This window comes from Serratia sp. Je.1.23.a (genome assembly GCF_051129805.1).
Classification (GTDB): Bacteria; Pseudomonadota; Gammaproteobacteria; order Enterobacterales; family Enterobacteriaceae; genus Serratia; species Serratia liquefaciens.
In genome coordinates this window covers 53,973-80,422 of sequence record NZ_JBCPSR010000010.1, presented here as the reverse complement: position 1 = coordinate 80,422, position 26,450 = coordinate 53,973, and the positions used below count along the sequence as shown (strand labels likewise).

27 protein-coding genes are annotated in these 26,450 nt (G+C 54.1%); 14 read left to right on the top strand and 13 right to left on the bottom strand.

What is annotated here, in order from left to right; all coding sequences use genetic code 11:
• Positions 1-45 precede the first annotated feature (45 nt).
• A complete protein-coding gene (gene tpiA / locus AAZT04_RS24500) occupies positions 46-813 on the top strand; it encodes a triose-phosphate isomerase (RefSeq protein WP_434682116.1) in 768 nt (255 codons plus the stop codon).
• A gap of 68 nt (positions 814-881) precedes the next feature.
• On the opposite strand, the gene AAZT04_RS24495 is transcribed toward tpiA, so the two are convergent.
• The 4 genes from AAZT04_RS24495 to cpxP form a co-directional block, all read right to left on the bottom strand.
• Positions 882-1,871, bottom strand: coding sequence for a sulfate ABC transporter substrate-binding protein (locus AAZT04_RS24495; protein WP_046375108.1), 990 nt, complete (start codon positions 1,869-1,871; stop codon positions 882-884).
• A gap of 192 nt (positions 1,872-2,063) precedes the next feature.
• Positions 2,064-3,026, bottom strand: a complete 963-nt coding sequence (pfkA, locus tag AAZT04_RS24490; RefSeq protein ID WP_020837567.1) for a 6-phosphofructokinase — start codon at positions 3,024-3,026, stop codon at positions 2,064-2,066.
• 230 nt (positions 3,027-3,256) lie between these two features.
• Positions 3,257-4,159, bottom strand: a complete 903-nt coding sequence (gene fieF / locus AAZT04_RS24485; RefSeq protein ID WP_048762380.1) for a CDF family cation-efflux transporter FieF — start codon at positions 4,157-4,159, stop codon at positions 3,257-3,259.
• Positions 4,160-4,446: 287 nt separating this feature from the next.
• Positions 4,447-4,941 (bottom strand): cell-envelope stress modulator CpxP, encoded by a 495-nt coding sequence (gene cpxP, locus AAZT04_RS24480; protein ID WP_041415106.1) that lies wholly within the window; start codon positions 4,939-4,941, stop codon positions 4,447-4,449.
• A gap of 148 nt (positions 4,942-5,089) precedes the next feature.
• Here cpxP and cpxR point away from each other — a divergent pair, with 148 nt between their 5' ends.
• The 5 genes from cpxR to AAZT04_RS24455 all read left to right on the top strand — a co-directional run bounded on the left by cpxR (position 5,090) and on the right by AAZT04_RS24455 (position 9,312).
• Positions 5,090-5,788, top strand: a complete 699-nt coding sequence (cpxR, locus tag AAZT04_RS24475; protein ID WP_004953234.1) for an envelope stress response regulator transcription factor CpxR — start codon at positions 5,090-5,092, stop codon at positions 5,786-5,788.
• Positions 5,785-7,158, top strand: coding sequence for an envelope stress sensor histidine kinase CpxA (gene cpxA / locus AAZT04_RS24470; protein WP_020837572.1), 1,374 nt, complete (start codon positions 5,785-5,787; stop codon positions 7,156-7,158). Before cpxR ends, cpxA begins: the two co-directional genes overlap by 4 nt.
• A 63-nt stretch (positions 7,159-7,221) precedes the next feature.
• Positions 7,222-7,695: a tRNA (uridine(34)/cytosine(34)/5-carboxymethylaminomethyluridine(34)-2'-O)-methyltransferase TrmL gene (gene trmL, locus AAZT04_RS24465; RefSeq protein ID WP_020837573.1), complete on the top strand. Its 474-nt coding sequence runs from the start codon at positions 7,222-7,224 to the stop codon at positions 7,693-7,695.
• Positions 7,696-7,757: 62 nt separating this feature from the next.
• Complete coding sequence (locus AAZT04_RS24460) at positions 7,758-8,507, top strand: CHAD domain-containing protein (protein WP_262259576.1); 750 nt, start codon at positions 7,758-7,760, stop codon at positions 8,505-8,507.
• 133 nt (positions 8,508-8,640) lie between these two features.
• The gene (locus tag AAZT04_RS24455; protein WP_020837576.1) at positions 8,641-9,312 is read left to right on the top strand and encodes a DUF3313 domain-containing protein; all 672 of its coding nucleotides are present in this window, start codon (positions 8,641-8,643) and stop codon (positions 9,310-9,312) included.
• A 63-nt stretch (positions 9,313-9,375) separates the two neighbouring features.
• On the opposite strand, the gene cysE is transcribed toward AAZT04_RS24455, so the two are convergent.
• The 5 genes from cysE to AAZT04_RS24430 all read right to left on the bottom strand — a co-directional run bounded on the left by cysE (position 9,376) and on the right by AAZT04_RS24430 (position 12,564).
• A complete protein-coding gene (gene cysE, locus AAZT04_RS24450) occupies positions 9,376-10,197 on the bottom strand; it encodes a serine O-acetyltransferase (RefSeq protein WP_046374883.1) in 822 nt (273 codons plus the stop codon).
• 106 nt (positions 10,198-10,303) lie between these two features.
• Entirely contained in the window at positions 10,304-11,323 is a 1,020-nt protein-coding gene (gpsA, locus tag AAZT04_RS24445; RefSeq protein ID WP_020837578.1) for an NAD(P)H-dependent glycerol-3-phosphate dehydrogenase, read from the bottom strand.
• Positions 11,323-11,793 carry a protein-export chaperone SecB gene (gene secB / locus AAZT04_RS24440; protein WP_020837579.1) on the bottom strand — a complete coding sequence of 157 codons (471 nt, stop codon included), beginning with the start codon at positions 11,791-11,793 and terminating at the stop codon, positions 11,323-11,325. Before secB ends, gpsA begins: the two co-directional genes overlap by 1 nt.
• Before the next feature lie 59 nt (positions 11,794-11,852).
• On the bottom strand, positions 11,853-12,101 hold the full coding sequence (gene grxC, locus AAZT04_RS24435; RefSeq protein WP_012147490.1) for a glutaredoxin 3: 249 nt from the start codon (positions 12,099-12,101) through the stop codon (positions 11,853-11,855).
• A gap of 28 nt (positions 12,102-12,129) precedes the next feature.
• The gene (locus AAZT04_RS24430) at positions 12,130-12,564 is read right to left on the bottom strand and encodes a rhodanese-like domain-containing protein (protein ID WP_434682113.1); all 435 of its coding nucleotides are present in this window, start codon (positions 12,562-12,564) and stop codon (positions 12,130-12,132) included.
• A 298-nt stretch (positions 12,565-12,862) separates the two neighbouring features.
• Here AAZT04_RS24430 and gpmM point away from each other — a divergent pair, with 298 nt between their 5' ends.
• Genes gpmM through AAZT04_RS24415 form a run of 3 tightly spaced genes read left to right on the top strand, consistent with a single transcriptional unit; the run spans position 12,863 to position 16,719 of the window.
• Entirely contained in the window at positions 12,863-14,407 is a 1,545-nt protein-coding gene (gene gpmM / locus AAZT04_RS24425) for a 2,3-bisphosphoglycerate-independent phosphoglycerate mutase (RefSeq protein ID WP_174574904.1), read from the top strand.
• A gap of 9 nt (positions 14,408-14,416) precedes the next feature.
• Positions 14,417-15,751, top strand: coding sequence for a murein hydrolase activator EnvC (gene envC / locus AAZT04_RS24420; RefSeq protein WP_262259577.1), 1,335 nt, complete (start codon positions 14,417-14,419; stop codon positions 15,749-15,751).
• A gap of 2 nt (positions 15,752-15,753) precedes the next feature.
• Positions 15,754-16,719 carry a divergent polysaccharide deacetylase family protein gene (locus AAZT04_RS24415; RefSeq protein ID WP_115060818.1) on the top strand — a complete coding sequence of 322 codons (966 nt, stop codon included), beginning with the start codon at positions 15,754-15,756 and terminating at the stop codon, positions 16,717-16,719.
• Positions 16,720-16,751: 32 nt separating this feature from the next.
• Here the strand turns inward: AAZT04_RS24415 and tdh are convergent, their stop codons facing one another.
• Positions 16,752-17,777: an L-threonine 3-dehydrogenase gene (gene tdh / locus AAZT04_RS24410; RefSeq protein WP_044554904.1), complete on the bottom strand. Its 1,026-nt coding sequence runs from the start codon at positions 17,775-17,777 to the stop codon at positions 16,752-16,754.
• A gap of 9 nt (positions 17,778-17,786) precedes the next feature.
• Positions 17,787-18,983 (bottom strand): glycine C-acetyltransferase, encoded by a 1,197-nt coding sequence (kbl, locus tag AAZT04_RS24405; protein ID WP_262259578.1) that lies wholly within the window; start codon positions 18,981-18,983, stop codon positions 17,787-17,789.
• Positions 18,984-19,223: 240 nt separating this feature from the next.
• Here kbl and rfaD point away from each other — a divergent pair, with 240 nt between their 5' ends.
• From rfaD to AAZT04_RS24380, 5 genes are read left to right on the top strand one after another with little or no spacing between them, the layout of a single operon-like run.
• Positions 19,224-20,153: an ADP-glyceromanno-heptose 6-epimerase gene (gene rfaD, locus AAZT04_RS24400; RefSeq protein WP_020837590.1), complete on the top strand. Its 930-nt coding sequence runs from the start codon at positions 19,224-19,226 to the stop codon at positions 20,151-20,153.
• Between the two features lie 22 nt (positions 20,154-20,175).
• On the top strand, positions 20,176-21,222 hold the full coding sequence (gene rfaF / locus AAZT04_RS24395; RefSeq protein WP_020837591.1) for an ADP-heptose--LPS heptosyltransferase RfaF: 1,047 nt from the start codon (positions 20,176-20,178) through the stop codon (positions 21,220-21,222).
• A 2-nt stretch (positions 21,223-21,224) separates the two neighbouring features.
• On the top strand, positions 21,225-22,196 hold the full coding sequence (gene rfaC, locus AAZT04_RS24390; RefSeq protein ID WP_116691553.1) for a lipopolysaccharide heptosyltransferase RfaC: 972 nt from the start codon (positions 21,225-21,227) through the stop codon (positions 22,194-22,196).
• Entirely contained in the window at positions 22,196-23,098 is a 903-nt protein-coding gene (locus AAZT04_RS24385; protein ID WP_116691552.1) for a sugar glycosyltransferase, read from the top strand. Before rfaC ends, AAZT04_RS24385 begins: the two co-directional genes overlap by 1 nt.
• Entirely contained in the window at positions 23,082-24,251 is a 1,170-nt protein-coding gene (locus AAZT04_RS24380) for an O-antigen ligase family protein (protein WP_048762399.1), read from the top strand. Before AAZT04_RS24385 ends, AAZT04_RS24380 begins: the two co-directional genes overlap by 17 nt.
• A 61-nt stretch (positions 24,252-24,312) precedes the next feature.
• Here AAZT04_RS24380 and AAZT04_RS24375 read toward each other — a convergent pair whose 3' ends face one another.
• Positions 24,313-25,404: a glycosyltransferase family 9 protein gene (locus AAZT04_RS24375; RefSeq protein ID WP_434682111.1), complete on the bottom strand. Its 1,092-nt coding sequence runs from the start codon at positions 25,402-25,404 to the stop codon at positions 24,313-24,315.
• A 1-nt stretch (position 25,405) separates the two neighbouring features.
• Complete coding sequence (locus AAZT04_RS24370) at positions 25,406-26,362, bottom strand: polysaccharide deacetylase family protein (protein WP_176984641.1); 957 nt, start codon at positions 26,360-26,362, stop codon at positions 25,406-25,408.
• Positions 26,363-26,450: the final 88 nt, after the last annotated feature.

The following is a 26,450-nucleotide window of genomic DNA, read 5'->3' as shown; positions in this document are numbered from 1 at the left end:
CAGTGGTTATTTCGACTCTCGCGTTCCCTTGTTGGAGGAAAAAACATGCGTCATCCATTAGTTATGGGTAACTGGAAGCTTAACGGCAGCACTCACATGGTTAACGAACTGATCGCCGCTCTGCGCAATGAGCTGAGCAGCGTTGACGGCTGTGGCGTCGCTATCGCACCGCCTGTGATGTACCTGGACCAGGCGAAACACGCACTGGCCGGCAGCCGCATTGCTCTGGGCGCTCAAAACGTAGACGTGAACCTGTCCGGCGCATTCACCGGTGAAGTTTCCGCCGACATGCTGAAAGATATCGGTGCGCAATACATCATCATCGGCCATTCCGAGCGTCGTACTTACCACAAAGAAACCGATACAGCGATCGCCGAGAAATTTGCCGTGCTGAAAAAAGCCGGCCTGATCCCAGTGCTGTGCATCGGTGAAACCGACGCAGAAAACGAAGCGGGTAAAACCGAAGAAGTTTGTGCACGCCAGATCGACGCCGTGTTGAAAACTCAGGGCGCAGAAGCCTTCAAAGGCGCGGTTATCGCTTATGAGCCAATCTGGGCTATCGGTACCGGTAAATCCGCCACCCCTGCGCAGGCTCAGGCAGTACACAAATTTATCCGCGATCACATCGCTAAACAGGACGCTGCAGTAGCTGCAGAAGTGATCATCCAGTACGGCGGTTCTGTGAACGATAAAAATGCCGCCGAGCTGTTCACTCAGCCGGACATCGACGGCGCGCTGGTTGGCGGCGCCTCACTGAAAGCCGATGCTTTCGCTGTGATCGTCAAAGCCGCTGCCGCTGCTAAAAAAGCCTGATTTCTTTCTCTGGCTGCTAAATAAAAAACCCCGGCAAGCCGGGGTTTTTTATTATTGTCATCAAGGCATCAGCGTTTGCTGATTTCGTCGAACACACCGCCGGTGGCGAAGTGTACCTTCTGTGCCTGAGTCCAGCCGCCGAAGGTATCATCCACCGTGAACAGCTTCAGTTTCGGGAATTGCTCGGCAAACTTGGCCGCCACAGCCGCGTCACGCGGACGGTAGTAGTTTTTCGCCGCGATGGTTTGTCCTTCCGGCGTATACAGATATTTCAGGTAAGCCGTCGCCACATCACGGGTACCGCGCTTATCAACCACTTTATCCACCACCGAGACGGTCGGCTCCGCCAAAATCGATTCGCTTGGGGTGATAATTTCAAACTTGTCTTTACCCAGCTCTTTCTCCGCCAGCAAAGCTTCGTTTTCCCAGGCGATCAGCACATCGCCAATACCACGCTCAACGAAGGTATTGGTTGAACCGCGTGCGCCGGAATCCAGCACTTCGACGTTCTTATACAGGTTTTTAACGAACTCCTGCGCTTTGGCCTGATCGTTATTGTTCTGGTGTAGTGCGTAACCCCAGGCCGCCAGATAGTTCCAGCGTGCGCCCCCGGAAGTTTTCGGGTTCGGGGTGATCACCGAGACGCCCGGCTTAATCAGGTCTGGCCAGTCGTGAATTTGTTTTGGGTTGCCTTTACGCACCAGAAATACAATGGTCGAGGTATAAGGTGCCGAGTTGTCCGGCAGACGTTTGATCCAATCTTTATCGATGCGTCCGCGTTCGGCAATGGCATCCACGTCATAGGCCAGCGCCAGCGTGACCACATCGGCTTCAATACCGTTAATCACCGAGGTCGCCTGCTTGCCGGAGCCACCATGTGACTGACGTACCGTCACTTTATCGCCGGTCTGCTGCTGCCAATATTTACCGAATGCGGTGTTATATTCCTGATAGAACTCGCGTGTCGGGTCGTACGAAACGTTCAGCAGTTGGATATCTTTCGCCATGGCGCCGGACGCCAACAGCATTATTGTCAGACCTACACCCCATTTACGCATACGCATCGACTCGCTCTCCCAGGAAAATTAATCACAACCTCAATCGGTTGATTTAGCATCAGAGCCTGCCAGAAACTTTCCCGCCAATTAAAGAATAAAAAATTTTGGGCTAGACGATTCTGGAATATAACTACCACGGGCATAAAAAAAGCCTCCGCGTGCGGAGGCTTCTCGAGCTGAATTAATGCGGGATCAGTACAGCTTTTTCGCTGTATCCAGCCAGTCGCCCTTGAACGGACGCTTCATGTTTTCGATCGCATCGATGATGTCGTGGTGCACCATCTTCTCGTTCTGGATACCGACGCAACGGCCGCCGTAGCCCTGCAGCAGCAACTCAATCGCGTAAGCGCCCATGCGGGAAGCCAGAATACGGTCATAAGCTACCGGTGAGCCGCCGCGCTGAATGTGGCCCAGCACGGTCGCGCGGGTTTCACGCTTGGTTTCTTGTTCGATATGGCGAGCCAACTCATCGATATCGCAGATGTGTTCGGTGATCGCCACTATCGCGTGTTTTTTGCCTTTGGCAATACCGGCCTTGATTTCGCAGACCAGGTCTTCGCGGTTGAACTCGGTTTCAGGCAATACGATAAATTCACAACCGCCGGCAATCGCCGCCGCCAGGGTCAGATCGCCACAGTAGCGCCCCATCACTTCAACGATGGAAATACGCTGATGAGAAGATGAGGTATCGCGCAGACGGTCAATAGCTTCCACGACGGTTTCAAGCGCGGTGAAGAAGCCGATGGTGTAGTCGGTACCGGCCACATCGTTATCGATGGTGCCTGGCAGGCCGATACAAGGGAAACCTTCTTCCGTCAGGCGTTTGGCGCCCATATAGGAACCGTCGCCGCCGATCACCACCAGCGCATCAATACCGCGGTTTTTCAGATTCTCAATTGCCTTGGCGCGTACGCTGTCGTCTCTGAACTCAGGGAAGCGGGCTGAACCGAGGAAAGTGCCGCCGCGATTGATCATATCGGACACGCTATAGCGGTCCAATTGTTCCATGCGATCTTCGTACAAGCCAAGGTAGCCATCGTAAATACCAAAAACTTCCAGACCTTCCGAAAGTGCAGCACGCACAACGCCGCGGATTGCAGCGTTCATACCCGGCGAATCACCGCCACTCGTCAGTACACCGATTTTCTTGATCATGACTACCTCTGAACTGTAGATGCAATTTCTTAAGAATTCTGTATTCGCCGATTGTCTTGAAACCTCTCCGGCTGCAGAAAACCAGCTTTACGGCTTTATTGCTGGATATTATAGCAAAAACACCCAGCTGAATTGATTCAAGTCACGCAATATTGCGGTAAAAAAGCGTCATGGCACGCGGAGCTAATGCCATTATTTATCCGCTGTGCGTGCTCGTCATCCTGCATTAATTATAGCTCCCAACGCCCCTGTCGGCCCGCGGGCACTACAGAACAAGGATCCTGATGGATAAGAACATCAGCCCCCGGGAAACGGTGCAACAGCGCCTGCTCCACCTGTTCAGCCAGAATATGCGCCTGCATCAGCGGTAACGCATCGTCCATCTCCAGATGCAGCTGAATAAAACGCGTCGGACCGGACTGGCGAGTGCGTAGATCGTGCGCGCCTTTGACCCCAGGCCATGAGGAGATCACGTCGATAATCGCCTGGCGCTCGTTGTCCGGCAATGCCCGATCCAGCAGCGATTGCACGGCTTCATTGCCCATTCGCAGCGCGCTATAAAGAATGTAGACGCCTATTCCCAGTGCAAACAGCGCATCTGCCCGGTGAAAACCGTACCAGCTTAGCGCAAGCGCTATAAGAATAGCACCATTCATCATGACATCTGACTGATAATGCAGCATATCTGCTCGGACGGCCTGACTGCGAGTTTTTCTTACCACCCAACGCTGATAGGTGACCAACAGCAGGGTGCTGACCAACGCCACTATCGTCACGGCAATACCGATGCCAGGGTCACGCAAGGTTTCCGGTGAGTACAGATGCTGAAAACCGGTGAGAAACAAAAATAGCGCCGAGCCAGAAATAAACATGCTTTGTGCCAGCGCCGCCAACGATTCGGCCTTGCCGTGCCCGAAGGTATGTTCCTCATCGGCCGGCTGCAGCGAGTAACGTACTACCAGCAGGTTGGTCAGCGACGCGGCAATATCCACCAGCGAATCCACCAGCGCGGCCAACAGGCTCACCGAACCGGTGCGGTACCAGGCGACAATTTTGATCAGTAACAGCGTTGAGGCCAAAACGGTGGCCGCTAACGCGGCAGATTTCACCAAACGCGCATATTGCGGTTCCATAACCCATCCCGGTTAAACGTTCAGAGGGCCAGTATAACGGAATGGTGAGCAAAAAAGCCCTTCAGATAACCGCCGCCAACGCAGTACATATCGCGAAGGGATGTCGCCATATCGATGCAAACAATCCGTGCGACCGGCGCTAAACGTCGTCATGGTCCATACTCTGTGGTTTAACCTTGCAGAGTTGCCTGGCGGGCTATCAAGCTGTAATTGATGGATAAAAAAAACCCCGCCATCATGGCGGGGGAAGACAGGGATGGTGTCTATGGCAAGGAAAAAACAGGGGACTACTCAGTCGTACTTAACTTCTGGGCAGAAGTTTGCTGCAAACCAGAAATCTGTTGCTCCATCTGCTGCATGCGCTGCTGATGTTTCTGGTCTAAAACGCTTTTTTGCTGTGGCGTCAGTAGGTTATACATTTGGTTGCGTACCCGGGCCATTTCGACCTGACGCTTAACCTGCTGCTGGGCCATCTGTTCCGCCTGGGCATACACGGCGGCTTCATCAAATTTGTCTGCGGTCACCAGCTTATGCATGGCTTCCATTTCAGCTACATTGACACCTGGCAGATCGTGGCGCGCCTGGCGCATTAAATCGCGCATTTGCTGGCGCTGTTGCTCAGTCAGGCTGACACCGTCAAACATGTGGTGTTGGCCAGGTGTTCTGGTGGTCGCATCGTTTCCGGGAGTCGGTGCAGTTTCCGATGTAGTGTCGGCAGCGAACGCAGCGGTAGAACCTATTGCCAGCATTGATGCCATAACTAATGCGGTCACCTTACGCATTTCAACTCCTCGTGCTTTCTCACTTTGCGAATCAACGAGGAGCAGTGTACTGCTGCACCTGCAAACATGCGTCAGTGCATGTAAAACTACGTAAAGTCATGGAATGCCAACAGTTGATGACGTATTTTGCGTCAGGAGGTAAAACATAATGAATAAAATTCTGTTAGTTGACGACGACCGCGAGCTGACCTCGCTGTTAAAAGAACTGCTTGAAATGGAAGGCTTTACCATCGTGGTTGCTTACGATGGCGAACAGGCGTTGTCGCTACTGGACAGCTCCATCGATCTGCTACTGCTCGATATCATGATGCCGAAGAAAAACGGTATCGATACGTTGAAAGAGCTGCGTCAGCATCACCAGACGCCGGTCATCATGCTGACCGCTCGCGGCAGTGAACTTGACCGCGTTTTGGGCCTGGAACTGGGCGCCGATGACTACCTGCCAAAACCCTTTAACGATCGCGAACTGGTGGCACGTATCCGCGCAATTCTGCGCCGTTCCAACTGGAGCGAACAACAGCAGAATGTCGATACCGGCGCACCAACGCTGGACGTAGACGGCCTGCAGCTCAACCCGGGTCGCCAGGAAGCCAGCTTCGACGGCCAAACGCTGGATCTCACCGGCACCGAATTTACCCTGCTGTACCTGCTGGCGCAGCACCTTGGTCAAGTGGTGTCACGCGAACTGCTGAGCCAGGAAGTACTGGGTAAACGACTGACGCCTTTTGATCGCGCTATCGATATGCACATCTCCAACCTGCGACGTAAGCTGCCGAACCGTAAAGACGGTCATCCGTGGTTCAAAACGCTGCGTGGTCGGGGTTACTTAATGGTATCTGCAACATGATCAACAGTTTGACGGCACGCATCTTCGCCATTTTCTGGTTCACATTGGCCCTGGTGCTGATGTTGGTGTTGATGGTGCCCAAGTTAGACTCCCGCCAAATGACCTCGCTGCTGGACAGCGAACAGCGGCAGGGGCTGATGCTGGAACAACACGTCGAAGCCGAGTTGCAAAACGATCCGGCCAACGATCTGATGTGGTGGCGGCGCTTATTCCGCGCCATTGAAAAATGGGCCCCGCCAGGGCAGCGCCTGCTACTGGTCACCAGCGAAGGCCGGGTGATTGGCAACATGCAGCGCAACGAAATGCAGTTGGTGCGCAATTTTATCGGCCAATCCGATAACGCCGATCATCCGAAGAAGAAGAAATATGGCCGTGTCGAACTGGTCGGCCCTTTCTCGGTGCGGGATGGTGAAGACAACTACCAGCTGTACCTGATCCGCCCTGCCAACAGCCCACAATCCGATTTTATCAACCTGATGTTCGACCGGCCGCTGCTGCTGCTGATCGTCACTATGCTGATCAGCGCCCCCTTGCTGCTATGGCTGGCCTGGAGCCTGGCAAAACCGGCGCGCAAGCTGAAGAATGCGGCGGACGATGTCGCACGTGGCAACCTGAAACAGCATCCAGAGCTGGAGGCCGGGCCACAAGAGTTCCTGGCGACCGGCGCCAGTTTTAACCAAATGGTCAGCGCGTTGGAACGCATGATGACCGCTCAGCAACGGCTGATCTCCGATATTTCGCATGAGTTGCGCACGCCGCTGACCCGCCTGCAGCTGGCCACGGCATTAATGCGCCGTCGCCACGGCGAAGGGCACGAGCTGGCACGTATAGAAACAGAAGCACAGCGTCTGGACTCGATGATTAACGATTTACTGGTGTTGTCGCGTGGGCAACAGAAAAGTGAGTTGGTGCGTGAGCGCTTGCTGGCCAACGAACTGTGGGCCGACGTGCTGGACGACGCCAGCTTCGAAGCAGAACAAATGGGCAAACAGCTGGAGATCACCTCCCCTCCCGGCCCGTGGACCCTGTACGGTAACGCCGGTGCGCTGGATAGCGCGCTGGAAAATATCGTGCGTAATGCCCTGCGTTATTCGAACACCCATATTGCCGTGGCGTTCAGCGCAGACAACCAAGGCATCACCATTGTTGTCGACGACGACGGTCCCGGTGTCAGCGCGGAAGATCGCGAGCAAATATTCCGACCGTTCTATCGAACCGATGAAGCACGCGATCGCGCATCCGGCGGGACAGGTCTGGGCCTGGCCATCGTAGAGGCGGCGGTTAACCAGCATCGTGGCTGGGTGAAAGCGGAAGACAGTCCGCTCGGCGGCCTGCGTCTGGTGCTGTGGTTACCGCTCCACCAACGCTGATAGCCTAAGACAGGCCGGTAAGATTTTGCTATTCTGCGCCCCTCGTCATGAGGGGCTTTTTACATGCTGAACATCGTTTTATTCGAACCTGAAATTCCACCCAATACCGGCAATATCATCCGTCTGTGCGCCAATACCGGTTTTCAACTGCATCTGATAGAGCCAATGGGCTTCCCGTGGGACGATAAACGCCTGCGCCGCGCGGGGCTGGACTACCATGAATTCGCCAGTATCCGACGTCATGCCGACTACGCCGCCTTTATCGCCAGCGAAAATCCGCAGCGTCTGTTTGCCCTGACCACCAAAGGCACCCCGGCACACAGCGCAGTCAGCTACCAGGCCGGCGACTACCTGTTGTTCGGACCGGAAACTCGCGGTCTGCCCGCCGAGATCCTTGACGCCTTGCCGGCACAACAGAAAATCCGCATCCCTATGCAGGCACAAAGCCGCAGCATGAACCTGTCCAATGCTGTCGCGGTAGTCGTGTACGAAGCCTGGCGGCAGTTGGACTACGCGGGCGCGCTGATTAAGTCTTAATCAATGACAACCGTTCCTGCGGAGACGATAATACTGAAAGGTTGCCTCTCCGGGGACATCGCATGGCTTTGGCTAAGAGCATTATTGCGCAGCTACGCAGGCTCGAGCGCGCGCTGAATCAGGCGCTGCTGCGTTTGCAGGACACCTCAGACGTTGAGGCCTTGCACGACGTACGCATCAACCTGCAGCGTATCAGAAGTCTGCTGCGACCATTACGCGGTATCCCCGGCGTAACTGGCCTCAGCAGCGCTGCTGCCGACTTGGGAAAAATCACTACGCCGATACGCGATCTGGAAGTGCTGATCGCAGAACTGGAACTGCATCAGTTGGCATGGCAGGCCAATACGCGCAAAACCGAGCTGCACCGCCGCAAACTCGCGCTGATGTCACAGCCGTTGCTGACCCACTTTCCCACTCTGCTACATATCTGGCCAAAAACCTTCCATCGAACTCAACCCCGACACATCAAACGTCGTGTTGCCCTCCGCCTGCGCCTCCAGGTAAAACAGCTACGCCTGGCATTGGCCGACATACATTACGATCGGCACCAACTGCGCCTGCTGGTTAAGCGTCTGCGTTATATTGCCGAAGCCTATTCTCAACTCTCCCTCATCACGCCTGAAACCGTCGCCAGCCTGAAAACGGCACAAAGCGCACTCGGAGATTGGCACGATCGTTTTGTCTGGTGCCAGCAGGCCGAAAACCAGCAAGATCTCTGGCCGCTGTTGCCGCAGTGGCAAATGGCGCTGGAGACGACGCGGGAGCAAGCAGAAAAGGCACTGCTTTCACTTTCGCGAACGCTGAGTGCCTAAAACCAGCGGCATATCACGATACTGTCAAAAGAATGCAGAAACAGGGCACGGCGAGCGCCGAAAACATTCACTGCCCCAGAGGATAATAAGCTATGTTTTGTAAGGGTAATCGACATTCATCATAGGAAATCGTATGAAAAAACAACGTTTGGGCGTTGCCATGGCGGTTTTGGCAGCGGGCCTGTTACTGGCGGGCTGTTCGTCCAAAGTAACCAAAACGGATCAGTACTCGGGATTCCTGTCTGACTACAGCAAACTGCAGGAAACCACATCACCAAGCGGCCACAAAACGCTGCGCTGGATCGACCCAAGCTACAAAGAGTCCAACTACCGCGGCCTGTATTTTGAGCCAGTAGTCTATTTCCCTGCTGAAAAACCGACGACGCGCGTTAGCCAAGATACGCTGAATAAAATAAAGGCTTACGCTTCTCAGCGGATTAAAACCGCGCTTCAAGATCGCTTTACCGTACTCAATAGTCCGGCCGGATCACGCGTGCTGGTGGCTAAACTCGCCATCACGGCAGTGTCTGCAGAAAACGAAGATATGAAATTCTATGAGGTGGTACCGGTCGCGGCTGTGGTTGCCAGCACCATGGCAGCCAGCGGTCACAGAACCCAAAACACCACGCTGTATATCGAAGGTGAATTGATCGATCAGGACACCGGCAAAACGGTGCTGGAAGTCGCTCGTAAAGCCTATGGTAAAACCGTCAGCAACGACAGCTCACCGGTAACAGCGGAAGACGTCAAAGCCGCGATCGACGACATGGTTAAAGACATCACCAACTTCCCTAAACAGGGTTAACCCTGCGAAGAAAAAAATCGGGGGAGCCAAAGCTCCCCCGATTTTATTCGTCAACTCACCGGATTAAATCCCGTCACCGTATTCAAAACCGTGATTAGTACCGTTGAAGTACTGGTCCATATCCATCGACGGCGTATCGCTTTCTGGCCGGCCGACGAGGCGTGCAGGCACGCCCGCGGCGGTCGTATGCGCAGGTACAGACTGCAGCACCACCGAGCCAGCACCGATTTTAGCGCCTTTACCCACTTCGATATTGCCGAGAATTTTAGCCCCGGCGCCAATCATTACGCCCTCACGGATCTTCGGATGGCGGTCGCCGCTGGTCTTTCCGGTACCACCAAGGGTAACCGACTGCAGAATAGACACGTTATTTTCTACTACGGCAGTTTCACCGATCACGATACCAGTAGCGTGGTCAAGCATAATGCCGCAGCCAATCGTGGCCGCCGGGTGGATATCCACGCCGAAAGCGACCGAAATCTGATTCTGCAGATATATCGCCAATGCTTGCCGCCCCTGCAGCCACAGCCAGTGGCCGATACGGTAGGCCTGCAGCGCATGAAAACCTTTCAGGTACAGCAGCGGCGTTGAATATTTATCTACCGCCGGGTCTCGCAGGCGCACGGCCAGGATGTCACGGGCGGCCGAAGCGATCATTTGCTGGTCGGCTAAGTAGGCGTCTTCCACCACTTCACGCACCGCAATGGCCGGCATAATGGGATTTGCCAGCTTGTTTGCCAGAATATAGCTGAGCGCACCGCCCAGGTTATCGTGCTTGAGCAACGTCGCATGATAAAAGCTAGCCAGCATCGGTTCACACTCAGCCAGCTCTCTCGCCTCTGATTTAATGCTATTCCAGACCTGCTCTAACTCTTCTGACGACATCAGGTTCCTCTCCGCCTTGCAAAACAGGCTGCCTCATCGCATAGCAATCAGGCAGCCCAATTCAGTTGCCGGGGTCAGCATGCCGCCCCGCATTCTATTTTATAGGTCAAGCGTTGTGTTTTTCGTCTTTTCTGGTCCGCCCCAACAGGCTTAGCGCGGCCTCGCGGGCATCTTTATGGCAGTACAGCACCTGGTAAATCTGTTCGGTAATCGGCATTTCAACGCCGTGCCGCTGCGCCAACGCCAATACCTCTTTGGTATTGCGATAGCCTTCGACCACCTGACCTATACTGTCCTGCGCTTCCTGCACGCCTTTTCCCTGCCCCAGCATAATACCGAAGCGGCGGTTGCGCGATTGGTTATCGGTGCAGGTTAACACCAGATCGCCCAGCCCTGCCATGCCCATGAAGGTCGAAGGATCGGCACCCAGAGCAGAGCCAAGGCGTGTCATTTCCGTCAAGCCGCGGGTAATCAATGCGGTACGGGCATTGGCACCAAACCCGATACCGTCTGACATCCCAGCGCCAATGGCAATCACGTTTTTCACCGCCCCGCCCAACTGCACGCCGATAAAATCGGGGTTGCTGTAGACGCGGAAACTTTTGCCGCAGTGCAGCAACTGCTGCAAGTCATCGGCGAACTGCGCATCGGTAGAGGCCAACGCAATGGCGGTAGGCAGCCCGGCAGCCAGCTCTTTGGCGAACGTCGGTCCGGAGACCACCGCCAGCGGAATGGCTTCGCCCAGTGCTTCGCGCGCCACGTCCTGCAACAGCCGACCAGTTTCTGCCTCCAGCCCTTTGGTTGCCCAAACGATACGGGCATCCGGCCGCAAATGCGGTTTCAACTGGCGTAGCACATCACCGAATACATGGCTTGGCACCACCACCAGCACGTCGCGACTAGCCGCCAGCGCACGGGCCAAATCGGCTTCAAGCAACAGCGTATCGGGGAAGGTGACGTCGGGAAGAAAGGCCTGATTGCAGCGATCGTGCTGCATTTTTTGAATCTGCTCGGGGTTATGGCCCCAGAGCACCACGGAGTGGCCGTTACGCGCCAGCGTAATAGCTAATGCGGTGCCGTACGAGCCGGCACCGATAACGGTCATTGAAGCATTGACGCTGTTCATCAGGCATCCTGATGTGGTGCGGCACCTTCGCCTTCCGCCTGCTGCTGCAGATAGTTCATGAACAGCGCGTCAAAGTTAACCGGTGCCAGGTTCAGCTGCGGGAATGTACCGCGAGAAACCAGGCTGGTGATGCACTCACGCGCATACGGGAACAGAATGTTCGGGCAGTATGCGCCCAGGCAATGCGCCAGCTGCGTGCCGTCGATGCCCGCTACGGAGAAGATGCCCGCCTGCTGCACTTCACACAGGAACGCAGTTTCTTCGCCCAGAGACGCCGTCACGGTTACGCGCAGTACAACCTCATACACTTCGTCAGCCAACTGGCTGGAAGCGGTATCTAGATCCAGTTTAACTTCTGGCTGCCATTCCTGCTGGAAAACCTGCGGCGCTTTTGGCGCTTCGAAGGAGATATCCTTGGTGTAAATGCGCTGAATCTGGAAAGCCATCTCTGTGCTGTTTTGTTCTGACATGTGTGTAATACCCTTGGTTAAACGTCCTTATTGACACTCAGTAACCGGTAGCGGCCCGCTTAAAGCAGCGGATCCAGACCACCACGAGCATCGAGTTCATATAAATCATCGCAGCCGCCGATATGTTGGCCATCGATGAAAATCTGAGGCACGGTGGTGCGCCCACTGCGCGCAATCATCGCTTCGCGTTTTTCATTATCGCCATCGATGGCGATTTCGTTAAACGCGGCGCCCTTGCTGTTCAGCAGCGCTTTGGCGCGATGGCAGAACGGGCAGGTCGCTTTGGTGTAGATATCAATGTTAGCCATGGATTACCACCTCAACTACGTTAAATAATTACTTACCGCGTACTAATGGCAGGTTTTCCCCGCTCCAGCCGGCAATCCCGTCCTTCAGCGTGGTGACATTTTCGAAACCCGCCTTGTGCAGGTTTTCTGCCGGCTCGCGGGAAGTGGTGCCGTTGGCACACACCACGATGATCGGCTGAGCCTTGTGTTTTTCCAGCTCGCCCAGGCTGCCGCTTTTGATTTCGCTGGCGGTCAGGTTAATGGCGTTGGCCAAGTGGCCTCTGCGGAAATCATCACGGCTGCGGGTATCCACCACAACGGCATCTTCTTTATTAATCAGTCGGGTGGCTTCACCACGGGTGATCTCTTTCACCTTGGAGAAACGGCTCTTGAAGGTCATGACGATCACCGCAACCAGCAGGGCGATCCAGGCCAGGCTCAGTATGGGATGCTTGCTAACGAATTGCATAATTTCTTGCAGCATGGGGTGTAACAACTCCCGTCAGTTTAAGGAAAAAATAACTCAAGGTTCCAGAGTATACCTGCCGAGTGCAGCAAATACAGCCAATAAGCAAGCGCTATTGCAGAAACTGCGGGCTACGCTGAGAAATTCACTGCGCCACAGCCTAAAAGCCGACCTTGTTGACCGCAACTTTGATCTCTCTGGGCTCTTTTTAACCGTCGGCGTTGTAAAATCGGCCGGTTTTTAGGGTGAATAGCCATCACTCCGGGCACGGGCTGATGGCTATTCACAACTTAAAATTCATAACGAGGTTAATGCAATGTCGAGCAACAAAAAACCGATGGTACTGGTGATCCTGGACGGCTACGGCCACCGTGAGGAGCAACAGGACAACGCCATTATGAACGCCAAAACGCCGGTGATGGATCGCCTGTGGCAACAACAGCCGCATACTCTTATCGCCGCATCCGGGCTGGATGTCGGCCTGCCTGACGGTCAGATGGGCAACTCGGAAGTCGGGCACGTCAACCTGGGGGCCGGGCGCATCGTTTATCAGGATCTGACCCGGTTGGATAAAGAAATCAAAGAAGGCGATTTCTTCGTTAACCCAACGCTGACGGCGGCGGTCGACAAGGCCGTGCAGGCCGGCAAAGCAGTGCATATCATGGGGTTGCTGTCGCCGGGCGGCGTGCACAGCCACGAAGACCATATTCTGGCCATGATTGAACTGGCCGCGCAACGCGGTGCCAAAGCCGTTTACCTGCATGCCTTCCTCGACGGTCGCGATACCCCGCCTCGCAGTGCTGAACCCTCCTTGCAACGCTTTAGCGATACCTTTGCCAGCCTCGGCTGCGGGCGTATCGCATCGCTGATCGGCCGTTACTACGCCATGGACCGCGACAACCGCTGGGATCGCGTTCAACTGGCTTATGATTTACTGACCCAGGCCAAGGGCGACTTTGTCGCCGACAACGCCGTTGCTGCCCTGCAGGCCGCTTACCAGCGTGGCGAGAACGACGAGTTCGTCAAGCCGACCGTTCTCCAGACTGCCGGGGAGGCCACTGCCGAACTGCACGACGGCGACGCACTGATTTTCATGAACTTCCGCGCCGATCGCGCACGCCAGATCGTTCGTGCCTTCGTAAATGCGGATTTCGACGGTTTCCCACGCGCCAAAGTCATCAACTTTGGTGATTTCGTGATGCTGACCGAATACGCTGCCGACATCAAAGTTCCCTGCGCCTATCCACCGGCATCGTTGAACAACACCTTCGGCGAATGGTTAATGAAGCACGACAAAACCCAGCTGCGCATTTCGGAAACCGAAAAATACGCCCACGTCACCTTCTTCTATAATGGCGGCGTTGAAGAGCCGTTTGCCGGGGAAGAACGTGTGCTGATCAACTCACCGAAGGTCGCGACCTACGATCTGCAGCCAGAAATGAGCGCCGCCGAACTGACCGACAAACTGCTGACCGCCATTAACAGCGGCAAGTACGACGCCATCATCTGCAATTATCCAAATGGCGATATGGTGGGTCATACCGGGGTTTACGACGCGGCAGTGAAAGCGGTGGAAACGCTGGACGGCTGCATCGCCCAGGTCGTCGAAGCGGTGAAAGCCGTCGACGGGCAACTGCTGATCACCGCCGACCACGGTAATGCCGAGCAAATGCGCGATCCGGCGACCGGTCAGGCGCACACCGCCCACACCAGCCTTCCGGTACCGCTGATTTACATCGGCAAGCCTGCCCGCGCAGTCAACGGCGGCAAGCTTTCGGACATCGCGCCGACCATGCTGACGCTGATGGGAATGGAAATCCCGCAAGAGATGACTGGTAAGCCGCTGTTCATCGTGGAATAATCCTTCCCTATGAGGGAAAAGGCGTTTTTTGCACTATCAAGGGTAACCCGAAGCGCAAACCCAGGCAGCCAGCCGCTGCCTGAACGCAACGCGCCAAGGAAGTTAACCACCCTGTGCGCCAGCGTATTTTACGCTGGCGTCTTGTTGTTGCCGTTAGCCAGCCAGGCGGCGGAAGACAATAAATCCCAGCTCAAAGACATCCAGCAAAGCATCGCCGAGAAAGAAAAGGCGGTTAAGCAGCAGCAGCAACAGCGCAGCTCATTGCAGGATCAGCTTAAGCAGCAAGAAAAAACCATCGCGCAGGCCAGCCGCCTGCTGCGTGACACCCAAAGCACATTGAGCCAACTGGGGAAAGATATCTCCGGCCTGAATGCCTCAATCGCCAAGCTGCAAAAGCAGCAATCCACCCAGCAGGAAATCCTCGCCAAACAGCTCGATGCCGCCTTCCGCCAGGGCCAGCACAGCGCCGTGCAATTGATCCTCAGCGGTGAAGAGAGCCAGCGTAGCGAGCGTATTTTGGCTTACTTCGGCTACCTGAACGACGCGCGTCAGCAAACCATTGAAGAACTGAAGCAAACCCGCGCCGAGCTGGCAAAGCAAAAAACCACGCTGGTGGCCAAGCAGGGCCAACAGAAATCGCTGCTAGGCGAACAACAAACGCAGCAGCAGAAACTGGAGCAGGCACGCGGTGCACGTAAGAAAACGCTGACCGCGCTGGAAGCCTCGCTGGAAAAAGATCAGCAGCGTCTGGTGGAACTGCGCCAGAACGAAACCCGCATGCGCGACAAGATTGCCCGTGCCGAACGAGAAGCCCGTGCCCGAGCGGAACGCGAAGCGCGTGAGGCCGCCAAGGTTCGCGAGCAGGTTCGCGTCAAAGAACAGCAGGCGAAGAAAACCGGCACCAGCTATAAGCCAAGCGAAGCCGACCGTTCACTGATGGCCCGTACCGGCGGCCTTGGCAGACCGGGTGGGCAGGCAATATGGCCGGTCCGCGGCCGCACGTTGCATGGTTTCGGTGAACAGCTGCAAGGTGAACTACGCTGGAAAGGCATGGTGATCTCCGCCGCCGAAGGCAGCGAAGTGAAAGCTATCGCCGACGGTCGCGTGCTACTGGCCGACTGGCTGCAGGGCTATGGCCTGGTTGTCGTCATCGAACACGGTAAGGGTGACATGAGCCTGTACGGCTACAACCAAAGTGCACTGGTTAACGTCGGGGCACAGGTGCGCGCCGGCCAACCGATAGCCTTGGTGGGTACCAGCGGAGGCCAGGGAACGCCATCGCTCTATTTCGAAATTCGTCGCCAGGGTCAGGCCGTTAACCCACTACCGTGGTTGGGAAGATAGATTTGCGCTATAACAAAATCCGTACTGCCGTCTTGATTGGCTGTCTGCTGCAGGTCTGCGCCGCACAGGCAGGGAAACTCTCCATCGTCATCGATGATGTGGGCTATCGCCCGCACGAAGAGGGTGCGGTGCTGCAAATGCCGACGGCCATCTCCGTTGCAGTGCTGCCCAATGCCCCCCATGCCCGCTTAATGGCCACCCGCGCCCACAGTCAGGGCCGGGAAGTACTGATCCATATGCCGATGGCGCCGCTCAGTAAGCAACCGCTGGAGCGTGACACGCTGCAGCCTTCCATGAGCAGCGAAGAAATCCAGCGCATTATCCGCAATGCGGTCAATAATGTGCCCTATGCGGTAGGTATGAATAACCACATGGGCAGCGCCATGACCTCCAGCTTGCCCGGTATGCAAAAAGTCATGCAGGCGCTCGACAGCTATCAGCTCTATTTCCTCGACAGCATGACCATCGGCAACAGCCAGGCCACTCGAGCGGCAGCCGGCACCCATGTGAAGGTGATCAAGCGTAAGGTGTTCCTGGACGATACGGCCAGCGAAGCCGATATTCGCCGCCAGTTCAACCGGGCGGTCGAATTGGCACGGCGCAACGGTTCCGCTATCGCCATTGGCCACCCGCGGCCGGCGACGGTGAAAGTGCTGCAGCAAATGCTGCCTACGCTGCCAAGCGACATCGTGTTGGTGAAACCCAGCTCGCTGCTGAACGAACCACAGGGCGGCGGTAGTGGCGGCAGCTATGTTCCACCACCGGTCAAGCCGCAGAAACCGCAGCCGAAGAACCCGTTCAATGGCGGGATCAAACAGTGTAAGGTCAAGTTGCCGAAGGAAAAAGTCAACGCGGGCAAGGTCATGAGTGTGATCGGCGAAAGCGTGACCCAGTCGCCGGCCGTGACCTTCATTAAACGTCAGTGGCAACGCTGGACGGACTCAACGCCAGACAAACCTAAAGCATAAAATCAGGGCCGGAATTCCGGCCCTTTTTACTGTTAATCCCAGCTCAAAATCACTTTCCCGGACTGGCCGGAACGCATGGCATCAAAGCCCTGCTGGAATTGGTCGATCGAGAAACGGTGAGTAATGATAGGCGTCAGATCCAAACCAGACTGAATCAGCGCCGCCATCTTATACCAGGTTTCAAACATCTCACGACCGTAAATCCCTTTGATAAACAGCCCTTTGAAGATCACCTGATTCCAGTCGATCGACATATCCGACGGTGGAATACCCAGCATGGCAATACGCCCACCGTGGTTCATCGCATTGAGCAACGAACGAAACGCCGGTGGCGCACCGGACATTTCCAGCCCAACGTCAAACCCTTCGGTCATGCCCAACTCGGCCATCACGTCGTTCAGGTTTTCTTTGCTGACGTTCACCGCACGGGTCACGCCCATTTTACGCGCCAGATCCAAACGGTATTCGTTAACGTCGGTAATCACCACGTGGCGAGCGCCAACGTGCTTACATACCGCTGCGGCCATGATGCCAATCGGGCCGGCGCCGGAAACCAGCACGTCTTCGCCCACTAAATCAAACGACAGCGCGGTGTGCACCGCATTGCCGAACGGGTCGAAGATTGACGCCAGTTCATCGGAGATATTGTCCGGGATCTTGAAGGCATTGAACGCCGGGATCACCAGATACTCAGCAAACGACCCTGGACGGTTCACGCCCACACCGGTGGTATTGCGACACAGGTGCGTGCGGCCACCCCGGCAGTTGCGGCAATGGCCGCAGGTGATATGACCTTCGCCTGAAACGCGGTCGCCGACGTTGAACCCTTTGACTTCCTGGCCGATGGCAACCACTTCACCCACGTATTCGTGGCCGACGACCATAGGCACCGGGATGGTTTTCTGTGACCATTCATCCCAGTTATAGATATGAACATCGGTACCGCAGATCGCGGTTTTACGGATTTTAATCATGATGTCGTTATGACCCAGCTCCGGCTGAGGCACATCGGTCATCCAAATCCCTTCTTCCGCTTTCAGTTTTGACAATGCTTTCATGGTTTTACCTTATGCAATAACGCCAAGATCTTTACCGATACGAATGAACGCCGCAACAGCACGCTCAATTTGCTCCGGGGTATGATCGGCAGACATCTGGGTACGGATGCGTGCCTGGCCTTTCGGCACCACCGGATAGAAGAAACCTGTTACATAGATGCCTTCCTTGAGCAACGCATTGGCGAATTCCTGCGCCAGTTTTGCTTCACCCAACATCACCGGGATGATGGCGTGATCGGCCCCAGCCAGCTCAAAGCCCGCCGCGGTCATTTTTTCACGGAACAGGCTCGCATTGGCCCACAGGCGATCGCGCAGTGCATCGCCCTCTTCCAGCAATTCCAATACTTTGATCGACGCGGCGACAATCGCCGGTGCCAGCGAGTTGGAGAACAGATAAGGGCGCGACCGCTGACGCAGCCACTCCACCACCTCTTTCTTCGCCGCGGTATAGCCGCCGGATGCGCCGCCCAACGCCTTGCCCAAGGTACCGGTAATGATGTCGACGCGCCCCATCACTTCGCAATACTCGTGGGTGCCACGCCCGTTGGCGCCAACGAAACCAACCGCGTGGGAGTCATCCACCATCACCAACGCCTGATATTGGTCCGCCAGATCGCACACGCCTTTCAGGTTGGCGATCACACCGTCCATGGAGAACACGCCGTCGGTGGCGATCATGATGTGCCGTGCGCCATCAGCCTTGGCCTGCTCCAGCTGTGCAGCCAATTCAGTCATATCGTTGTTGGCGTAACGATAGCGCTTCGCCTTACACAAGCGGACACCGTCGATGATCGAAGCATGGTTCAACGCATCAGAAATAATGGCGTCTTCCGGACCCAGCAGGGTTTCGAACAGACCACCGTTGGCGTCAAAACAAGAGGAATACAGGATGGCGTCTTCCATCCCGAGGAAATCGGCCAGCTTTTTTTCCAGCTGTTTATGGCTATCCTGGGTGCCACAAATAAAGCGCACCGACGCCATGCCGAAACCGTGGCTGTCCATACCGGCCTTGGCCGCCGCGATCATCGCCGGGTGGTTAGCCAGGCCCAGGTAGTTGTTGGCGCAGAAATTGATCACATGGCTGCCGTCGGCTACGGCGATATCAGCCTGCTGAGCGGTAGTAATAATGCGCTCTTCTTTGAACAATCCCTCGCTACGGGTGGTCTCAAGTTGTTGTTCCAACTGCTGATAAAAAGACGCGGACATTCGGTTATCTCCAGGATTGGGCTGTTTTCAACATATTTTACTGATTTGTAACCAAACTGACGAGAATCAGCGGGAGAGAATATGAAAATTGCAGCAGATATCACGGCAAAGTACTGCAGTGCTCGACATCACGGGATATTCAGAGCCCGTCCGATGTTTGCAGCGGCATGAAATGCTATTATAAGCGGCATTGAGCGTGGGACACCGTGTCCCACCGGGCAGAATAACAGGGGTAACCCAATGATTATCGTCACTGGTGGCGCCGGCATGATCGGCAGCAATATCATTAAAGCGCTGAATGACACAGGGTATCGCGATATCCTGGTGGTAGATAACCTGAAAGACGGCACCAAATTCGCCAATCTGGTCGATCTCGACATCGCCGACTATATCGACAAAGAAGATTTCATCGCCAATATCGTGGCCGGTGACGATCTGGGTGAAATCGACGCGGTTTTCCACGAAGGTGCCTGCTCGTCCACCACCGAGTGGGACGGCAAGTACATGATGGACAACAACTATCAGTACTCTAAAGATCTGCTGCACTACTGCCTGGATCGCGAAATTCCGTTCCTGTACGCCTCTTCTGCAGCCACCTACGGCGGTCGTGAAGAGTTTATCGAAGAGCGCCAGTTTGAAGAGCCGCTGAACGTTTACGGCTACTCGAAATTCCTGTTCGACCAGTACGTGCGTGAAATTCTGCCGGAGGCAGACTCGCAGATCTGCGGCTTCCGTTACTTCAACGTCTACGGCCCGCGCGAAGGCCACAAGGGCAGCATGGCCAGCGTGGCATTCCACCTGAACAGCCAGATCAACCGCGGCGAGAACCCGAAACTGTTCGACGGCAGCCAGAACTTCAAGCGTGACTTCATCTACGTCGGCGACGTAGCGGCAGTGAACCTGTGGTTCTGGAAAAGCGGCGTCTCCGGCATCTTCAACTGCGGCACCGGCCGTGCAGAAACCTTCCAGGCGGTGGCCGACGCGGTAGTCGACTTCCATCAGAAAGGCGCAGTGGAAAACATCCCGTTCCCGGAAAAACTCAAAGGCCGTTATCAGGCGTTTACCCAGGCCGACCTGACCAAGCTGCGTGCCGCCGGCTATGACGCACCGTTCAAAACGGTCGCCGAAGGCGTGAAAGAGTACATGGCCTGGTTGAACCGCACCGCCTAAGCTGAAGGAACAAACGTAGGGTATGAAAATACTGGTTATCGGCCCTTCATGGGTTGGCGATATGATGATGTCGCAAAGTCTCTACCGCACCCTGAAGGCCGAGCACCCGACGGCAGAAATTGATGTGATGGCGCCGGCCTGGTGCCGTCCATTGCTGGCGCGTATGCCGGAGGTCAACCAGGCCCTGTCGATGCCGTTAGGCCACGGCGCGTTGGCACTCGGTGAGCGTCGACGTCTCGGGCATGCCCTGCGCGCTAACGGATACGATCGCGCTTATGTGCTGCCGAACTCCTTCAAATCTGCGCTGGTGCCCTTCTTTGCCCAGGTGCCACGGCGCGTTGGTTGGCGCGGGGAAATGCGCTATGGCCTGCTGAATGATATTCGCGTACTGGACAAGGCCGCCTTCCCGCTGATGGTGCAGCGTTATGTCGCGCTAGCCTATGACAAACAACGCATTCAACGCGCAGAAGATCTGCCGCAGCCGCTACTGTGGCCGCAACTGCAGGTCAGCGACGAAGAGATTGCCGAAACTACCGCCGCCTTCAACCTGACCGATCATCGGCCGATCATCGGCTTTTGCCCCGGCGCCGAGTTCGGTCCGGCCAAACGCTGGCCGCATTATCACTATGCCGCTCTGGCGCAAAAGCTGATCGATCAGGGTTATCAAATCGCCCTGTTCGGTTCCGCCAAGGATAATGAGGCGGGCGAACAGATCCGCGCTGCGCTGGATGACGACGCCCGCGGCTTTTGCATGAACTTGGCTGGGGAAACTCAGCTGGAGCAAGCGGTGATCCTGTTAGCCTCCTGTTCGGCCGTGGTCAGTAATGACTCAGGTTTGATGCACGTTGCGGCGGCGTTGAATAAACCGCTGATAGCCTTGTACGGCCCGAGCAGCCCGGACTTCACGCCGCCGCTGTCCGACAAGGCCAAAGTGATCCGCTTAATTAGCGGTTACCATAAGATACGCAAAGGCGATGCCGATCAGGGTTACCATCAAAGCCTGATCGATATTCAGCCACAGCAGGTGTTGGACGCGCTGACGCCGTTACTTGCCGCCAGCGAGGAATAAGCATGCAGGTGTTGATTGTAAAAACCTCTTCCATGGGAGATGTGCTCCACACGCTACCTGCGCTCACCGACGCCATGCAGGCCATTCCCGGTATTCGCTTTGATTGGGTGGTTGAGGAAAGCTTCAGCCAAATCCCCACCTGGCATCCGGCGGTGGACCGCGTGATCCCAGTGGCGATTCGCCGCTGGCGCAAAAACTGGTTTGGCAGTGAAACTCGCCAGCAACGCTGCGACTTTAAACGCGTGGTGCAGGAGCGAAATTACGACGCGGTGATCGACGCCCAGGGGCTAATCAAAAGCGCCGCGCTGATCACTCGCATCGCCAAAGGCAGCAAACACGGTCAGGACAGCAAAAGCGCCCGTGAGCCCTTCGCCAGCTGGTTCTACAACCACCGCTACGATATCGACAAACAGCAACATGCCGTTGAGCGTACGCGCGAGCTGTTTGCCAAAAGCCTGGGCTATGAAAAACCCGACAGCGTCGGCGATTACGCCATTGCGGCCCGCTTTCTCAGCCATCTGCCGGCCGATGCCGGCCAGTATCTGGTGTTTTTACATGCTACCACCCGCGATGAGAAACACTGGCCGGAAACACACTGGCGCGATCTGATTGCGTTAACTGAGCCAACCGGTTTGAAGATCAAACTACCGTGGGGCGCAGAGCACGAGCGTCAACGCGCACTGCGTCTGGCGGAAGGTTTCCCGCACGTCGAGGTTTTACCCAAGCTCAGTCTGCAGCAGGTGGCCGAAGTGCTGGCCGGTGCGAAATGCGTGGTCTCGGTTGATACCGGCCTCAGCCACCTGACCGCCGCGCTAGACAGGCCGAATATCACGCTGTTTGGTCCCACCGATCCAGGATTGATCGGTGGTTACGGTCAGAATCAATACGCCTGTCGCCCCACTCATGGCAACAGTATGGCAGACATTACCGCACAAAAAGTTGCTGAGCTCATTTGTGAAAGGATGGCCGTATAATGGGAACATTCTTCAAGCAGATATATCGCTATACTCACACTCGTCCTTTTCGGCATAACGAAAATCTCTGGCCCTACGTAAAAATTAAACGCGCTGCCAGCGGAGAAATCGTCGAACTACGGTACAAAAAGCAACATGTACCGCTAGAACAGTTAGCCGATTTAAAGGGACAATTCGCTGGTGATATCTTGCTAACAGCCACCGGTCCGTCAGTGAAAAATCTTCACTTGGAAAAATTTCCGAGCATGCCAGCAATGGGCGTCAATGGCGCTTATTTTCTGCACGACAGAGTGGATTTTAGATTTTATGTCATTGTCGATATAGGCTTTATAGATCAAAAACCGGAAATCATCAGCGATATTATCGATGATCAACGGCTGACGCTGTTTACCACGGTGCACTGCGTGGCTAAAATCATCGACAGGTTCGGGCTGGAGCGAGTGAAATGCCGCTTTGCTGTGATAGAGGATGCTGCATACAAAATCTATCAACCCAAAATTACCAATGATGAACTCTGGTCAGTCTACCAAGATAATCGTGATGTCATTTTCGCCACTGATCGAAAGGATATTGCCTTCAATCACGATATTCGCAGCGGCATCTTCGACGCTGGAACGGTAGCTTACTGGGCTTTACAGATCCTGACTTTCTTAGGTTTTGAACGGTTGTATATCATTGGGCTGGATATGAATAATTTCCACCAGCCGCGATTTTATGAGTCTGCAGATAATAAATTACCAACCGAGCTCGAAAACAAGGTTACCGTGCAAGTTATGCCTTCTTTCAGCCATGCCAGCAAATTGATGAAGGCCAAGAATATTATTATAAAAAACCTTTCCATCACCAGTGCCATCAGTAATGATATTTTCGACAAGGTCGACCCGGATGAAATTTTCAAATAACCCTTACTACGTACAAAAATTGTATGTGGTATTTTTTTTCCTTTTTTCATTTTTCAGCGCTATTTTCTATAGCTATACGAAAGTTAATAATTTGTTTCATCTTTCGGCTATTTTTTTCGTCATTACTCTTTATTTTGATAAAGACTTTCGGCTGACTTTCTTCCGTAGCAATGAAATCCGTCGCGGCCTGGGCCTTACTGCTGCAATGCTGCTTTACTTTTCTTTTAGCAACCTGTGGTCAAACGATCCTGCCAATATCGAATCAACCCTGACGCACAGCGTTTACCTGCTAATTTATTTGGCCATGCTGATCTCCATACTTAATGGAATGCAACGTAACTTATTGTTTATATGCATTGTTTTAGGATTAACTAGTCTGTGCCTGTTCTCAATCACTTTTGATTATCACGATATCTTGATCAGCAGACAAGTATCAAAAAGTAATCCAGGCCCAGAAAATGTGATTGATCTGGCAGGGTTAGCCGGAATCGGGGTGATACTAAGCCTGATCATATTCCGCGAAAAAAAGAGCCGGATGATTTTGCTCACCATTCCAATATTTTTAGGCACGATGCTGCTCACTCAAAGCCGTGGACCCGTGCTTTCATTACTGATTGCGATGCTGGTGGTATTACCCTATAAACATTTGAAACTCAAACATGTCGCCTGTTTCTTCATTGCCTTAATAGCCATTGGGATAACAATTTTTTCATCCGAAATTGGGCAATTAGTGTTAGCCCGTTTTGAAGAGATACATGTGCAGAGTTTCTTACGTTTTAGCATCTGGCTTCATACTTTCGACCTGGTAAGCCAAGCACCTTATTTTGGTTATGGCTTCAATTCAGAGCTGGCTTTCACCAATTACTCTGGTGAAAATATAACCACTACACACAGCCTTTATTTGGGATCATTACTGAAGGGTGGTCTAGTCGGATTGGGTATGTTATTCGCGGTTTTGGGCTATAGCTGCATGTTAACACTGCGACGCCGGCGCAACGGCATGCGATTGGAAGCAGCGCTGTTTATTTTCATGCTGCTATTTTATACCTCGCAGGGCATGTTCGTCGTAGGTAACCCATCTGAATCCTGGTATCTATTCTGGTTCCCTTTGGGTGTCATTATGTCCACCAGACTGAAACCTCACCTACCGTAATCAAATAGCGCCATCATTATCAATGATGGCGCTATTCTGTTGTAATTATCTAAACCTTTGACTATTCACCGAGCAACTTTATTACCTTCTCCATCACCTCTTGACTGGTAATGATGCTTAAGGGTTGATAACGTTGTTCTGCTCCCAGCTGCTGTGTTTCTACCGGGACGTGTATCACCCGATGAAGTTCAGGATTCTGATAGGGCCCCGTTTGTTCTGGATTTGCACTCGCAAACAGGCTGACAGTTCTCGTTTTCAACGCAATAGCCAGATGTAACGGACCGGTATCGCCGGTAACCAGTACGCCCATGTTTTTCATCACTGCCAACAGTTGTGGTAGGGTAGTTTTTCCAATATAGCTGACCACTCGCTCTCGCTCTTCCGTCGTCAACCCCGCCATAAATTCACACTCAATATCTTGTTCTTTCGGCGTTCCAATCAGGGCGATACTGTAATCTGGAGAATGCGCCAGCAGCATTTTTGCCAAGCCGACAAATCTGGCTACTGGCCAACAACGTAGTGATTCAGAAGCCCCCATTTGGAAGCCCACCACAATTTTATTCAGCTGTTTTTGCTGTTGCGGAAAATCTACAGGGATAAACATTTCTCGGTTATCAGTGTCACAACCTAATAACCCCACTAGCTCCAGTTTACGCTGAATCAAATGACCCTTGCCACGAATGCTAATGCCCGTCAGCCACTGGTCCATGCCCGCCAAATCGTTCTTATAGACGTCCTTAAATACGTATTCACAACCCGCGAATATCGCAGTGATGACATCATAAGGCGCTTTAGAGTGCAGAATTATTGCCAATTGCGGTCTTTTTTTCTTCAGCTGGCAGATCACGCTGAGCATATCTTTTGCTTTGTGATCCCAATAAATCACACTACTAAAATAAGGACTAGTTTCTACCAGACCTCTATTCTTGTGACTTGAGACCAGAGTAATCTCCGCAGCGGGATAGCGTTCATGGATAGCGCGAATCGCCGGAGTATTAAACATCAAATCGCCCAGCGCGGTTGTCGAGAAAATAACAATACGCTCAAACTCACGGCTTTTATCAAACGAACGCTTATCTTTAAAATTACTACCAAGTTTTGTATAAAGTCGGAGACAGGCATTCGCCAACTTTAATTTCCATTGCTTCGACATCTCAGTTCACTTTAAGTTGATAATACTCGGCCAGCGTCATACCAACCGTACGCTGCTGCAGCCAGACGAACAGTTGCTCTAGATCACGGTACAACACTTCAATATCCTGCTCGGTCTTAAACGTTGGGCTGCCACCCGGCATAAACTCGGAAGAGTGGAGCATAAATTCCACGTAATCATGCCCCTGTGCCAAACAGCGCTCAGCTACCCGCTTCATTTTTTCCAGGTTGCCGCCGCTTGGGCGCAGCCAGTTGACCGACGGCGAACGTTGTTTGCCACGCAGCCGATCGTAACCCTGCTTCAGCGTATTCATCAGCGCAGAATGCTTATATTGAATGCTCATCGGCACTTCCAGCAGCGAGGACGCGCCCGCTCTGGCGATATTTTCCGGATCGATAAAATAGGCTTGCGATGGGAAATGGCGATAGTCAGTGCCGCCGTTACCCTGCGGGTTGCCCGGTGAGTACTGCCAGTTAACGCGCGGCGTAACCGAGCAATCCACCTGATAACCATATTCCAGCAGCAAGGCGGCATAATATTCGTTAAACGCCCAACGCCCGGCGCGATGGCTGAGCATTTTTGTTTGGAAGCTGTCTTCGAGCAGTTTGGTCATGTGATCGACCTTGGCGCGGATTTGTTCGGCCGGGTATTCGATCAGATAAGGTTTGTGTCGCCAGTCATCTTCGGTCAACGGCGTCAGCGGTGGGCTGTTCCAGGCATGCAGATGCATTCCCACTTCGCCGGTGCCGCGGGCAATCACATCGCGAGCGAACTCGACATATTCTGCATCCATCGCCATTTCATAGTTGGTGAGGTACACCGGCTTAAAGCCATATTTCTCACACAACGCCTGAAAGCGCGGCAAAAAGCGCGTGTTATCGGTCGAAATGCGATCGTGGTTTTGCCACAGATTGTCGCCTTCGGTATCAATGGTGATGAGAAATGCCGGTTTGGTCATAAATATCGGGCCTGATATCAACAGAATGCATTATGTTACGCAGGGCGTTTCGCCAGGGCAAACGACTTTAGTGCCTGGTTTTGACAAC

Bases quoted from the DNA above. Each gene is read 5' to 3' on its own strand.
- tpiA (WP_434682116.1), top strand. From the start codon at position 46: ATGCGTCATCCATTAGTTATGGGTAACTGGAAGCTTAACGGCAGCACT.
- AAZT04_RS24495 (WP_046375108.1), bottom strand. From the start codon at position 1,871: ATGCGTAAATGGGGTGTAGGTCTGACAATAATGCTGTTGGCGTCCGGC.
- pfkA (WP_020837567.1), bottom strand. From the start codon at position 3,026: ATGATCAAGAAAATCGGTGTACTGACGAGTGGCGGTGATTCGCCGGGT.
- fieF (WP_048762380.1), bottom strand. From the start codon at position 4,159: ATGGAACCGCAATATGCGCGTTTGGTGAAATCTGCCGCGTTAGCGGCC.
- cpxP (WP_041415106.1), bottom strand. From the start codon at position 4,941: ATGCGTAAGGTGACCGCATTAGTTATGGCATCAATGCTGGCAATAGGT.
- cpxR (WP_004953234.1), top strand. From the start codon at position 5,090: ATGAATAAAATTCTGTTAGTTGACGACGACCGCGAGCTGACCTCGCTG.
- cpxA (WP_020837572.1), top strand. From the start codon at position 5,785: ATGATCAACAGTTTGACGGCACGCATCTTCGCCATTTTCTGGTTCACA.
- trmL (WP_020837573.1), top strand. From the start codon at position 7,222: ATGCTGAACATCGTTTTATTCGAACCTGAAATTCCACCCAATACCGGC.
- AAZT04_RS24460 (WP_262259576.1), top strand. From the start codon at position 7,758: ATGGCTTTGGCTAAGAGCATTATTGCGCAGCTACGCAGGCTCGAGCGC.
- AAZT04_RS24455 (WP_020837576.1), top strand. From the start codon at position 8,641: ATGAAAAAACAACGTTTGGGCGTTGCCATGGCGGTTTTGGCAGCGGGC.
- cysE (WP_046374883.1), bottom strand. From the start codon at position 10,197: ATGTCGTCAGAAGAGTTAGAGCAGGTCTGGAATAGCATTAAATCAGAG.
- gpsA (WP_020837578.1), bottom strand. From the start codon at position 11,323: ATGAACAGCGTCAATGCTTCAATGACCGTTATCGGTGCCGGCTCGTAC.
- secB (WP_020837579.1), bottom strand. From the start codon at position 11,793: ATGTCAGAACAAAACAGCACAGAGATGGCTTTCCAGATTCAGCGCATT.
- grxC (WP_012147490.1), bottom strand. From the start codon at position 12,101: ATGGCTAACATTGATATCTACACCAAAGCGACCTGCCCGTTCTGCCAT.
- AAZT04_RS24430 (WP_434682113.1), bottom strand. From the start codon at position 12,564: ATGCTGCAAGAAATTATGCAATTCGTTAGCAAGCATCCCATACTGAGC.
- gpmM (WP_174574904.1), top strand. From the start codon at position 12,863: ATGTCGAGCAACAAAAAACCGATGGTACTGGTGATCCTGGACGGCTAC.
- envC (WP_262259577.1), top strand. From the start codon at position 14,417: ATGAGGGAAAAGGCGTTTTTTGCACTATCAAGGGTAACCCGAAGCGCA.
- tdh (WP_044554904.1), bottom strand. From the start codon at position 17,777: ATGAAAGCATTGTCAAAACTGAAAGCGGAAGAAGGGATTTGGATGACC.
- kbl (WP_262259578.1), bottom strand. From the start codon at position 18,983: ATGTCCGCGTCTTTTTATCAGCAGTTGGAACAACAACTTGAGACCACC.
- rfaD (WP_020837590.1), top strand. From the start codon at position 19,224: ATGATTATCGTCACTGGTGGCGCCGGCATGATCGGCAGCAATATCATT.
- rfaF (WP_020837591.1), top strand. From the start codon at position 20,176: ATGAAAATACTGGTTATCGGCCCTTCATGGGTTGGCGATATGATGATG.
- rfaC (WP_116691553.1), top strand. From the start codon at position 21,225: ATGCAGGTGTTGATTGTAAAAACCTCTTCCATGGGAGATGTGCTCCAC.
- AAZT04_RS24385 (WP_116691552.1), top strand. From the start codon at position 22,196: ATGGGAACATTCTTCAAGCAGATATATCGCTATACTCACACTCGTCCT.
- AAZT04_RS24380 (WP_048762399.1), top strand. From the start codon at position 23,082: ATGAAATTTTCAAATAACCCTTACTACGTACAAAAATTGTATGTGGTA.
- AAZT04_RS24375 (WP_434682111.1), bottom strand. From the start codon at position 25,404: ATGTCGAAGCAATGGAAATTAAAGTTGGCGAATGCCTGTCTCCGACTT.
- AAZT04_RS24370 (WP_176984641.1), bottom strand. From the start codon at position 26,362: ATGACCAAACCGGCATTTCTCATCACCATTGATACCGAAGGCGACAAT.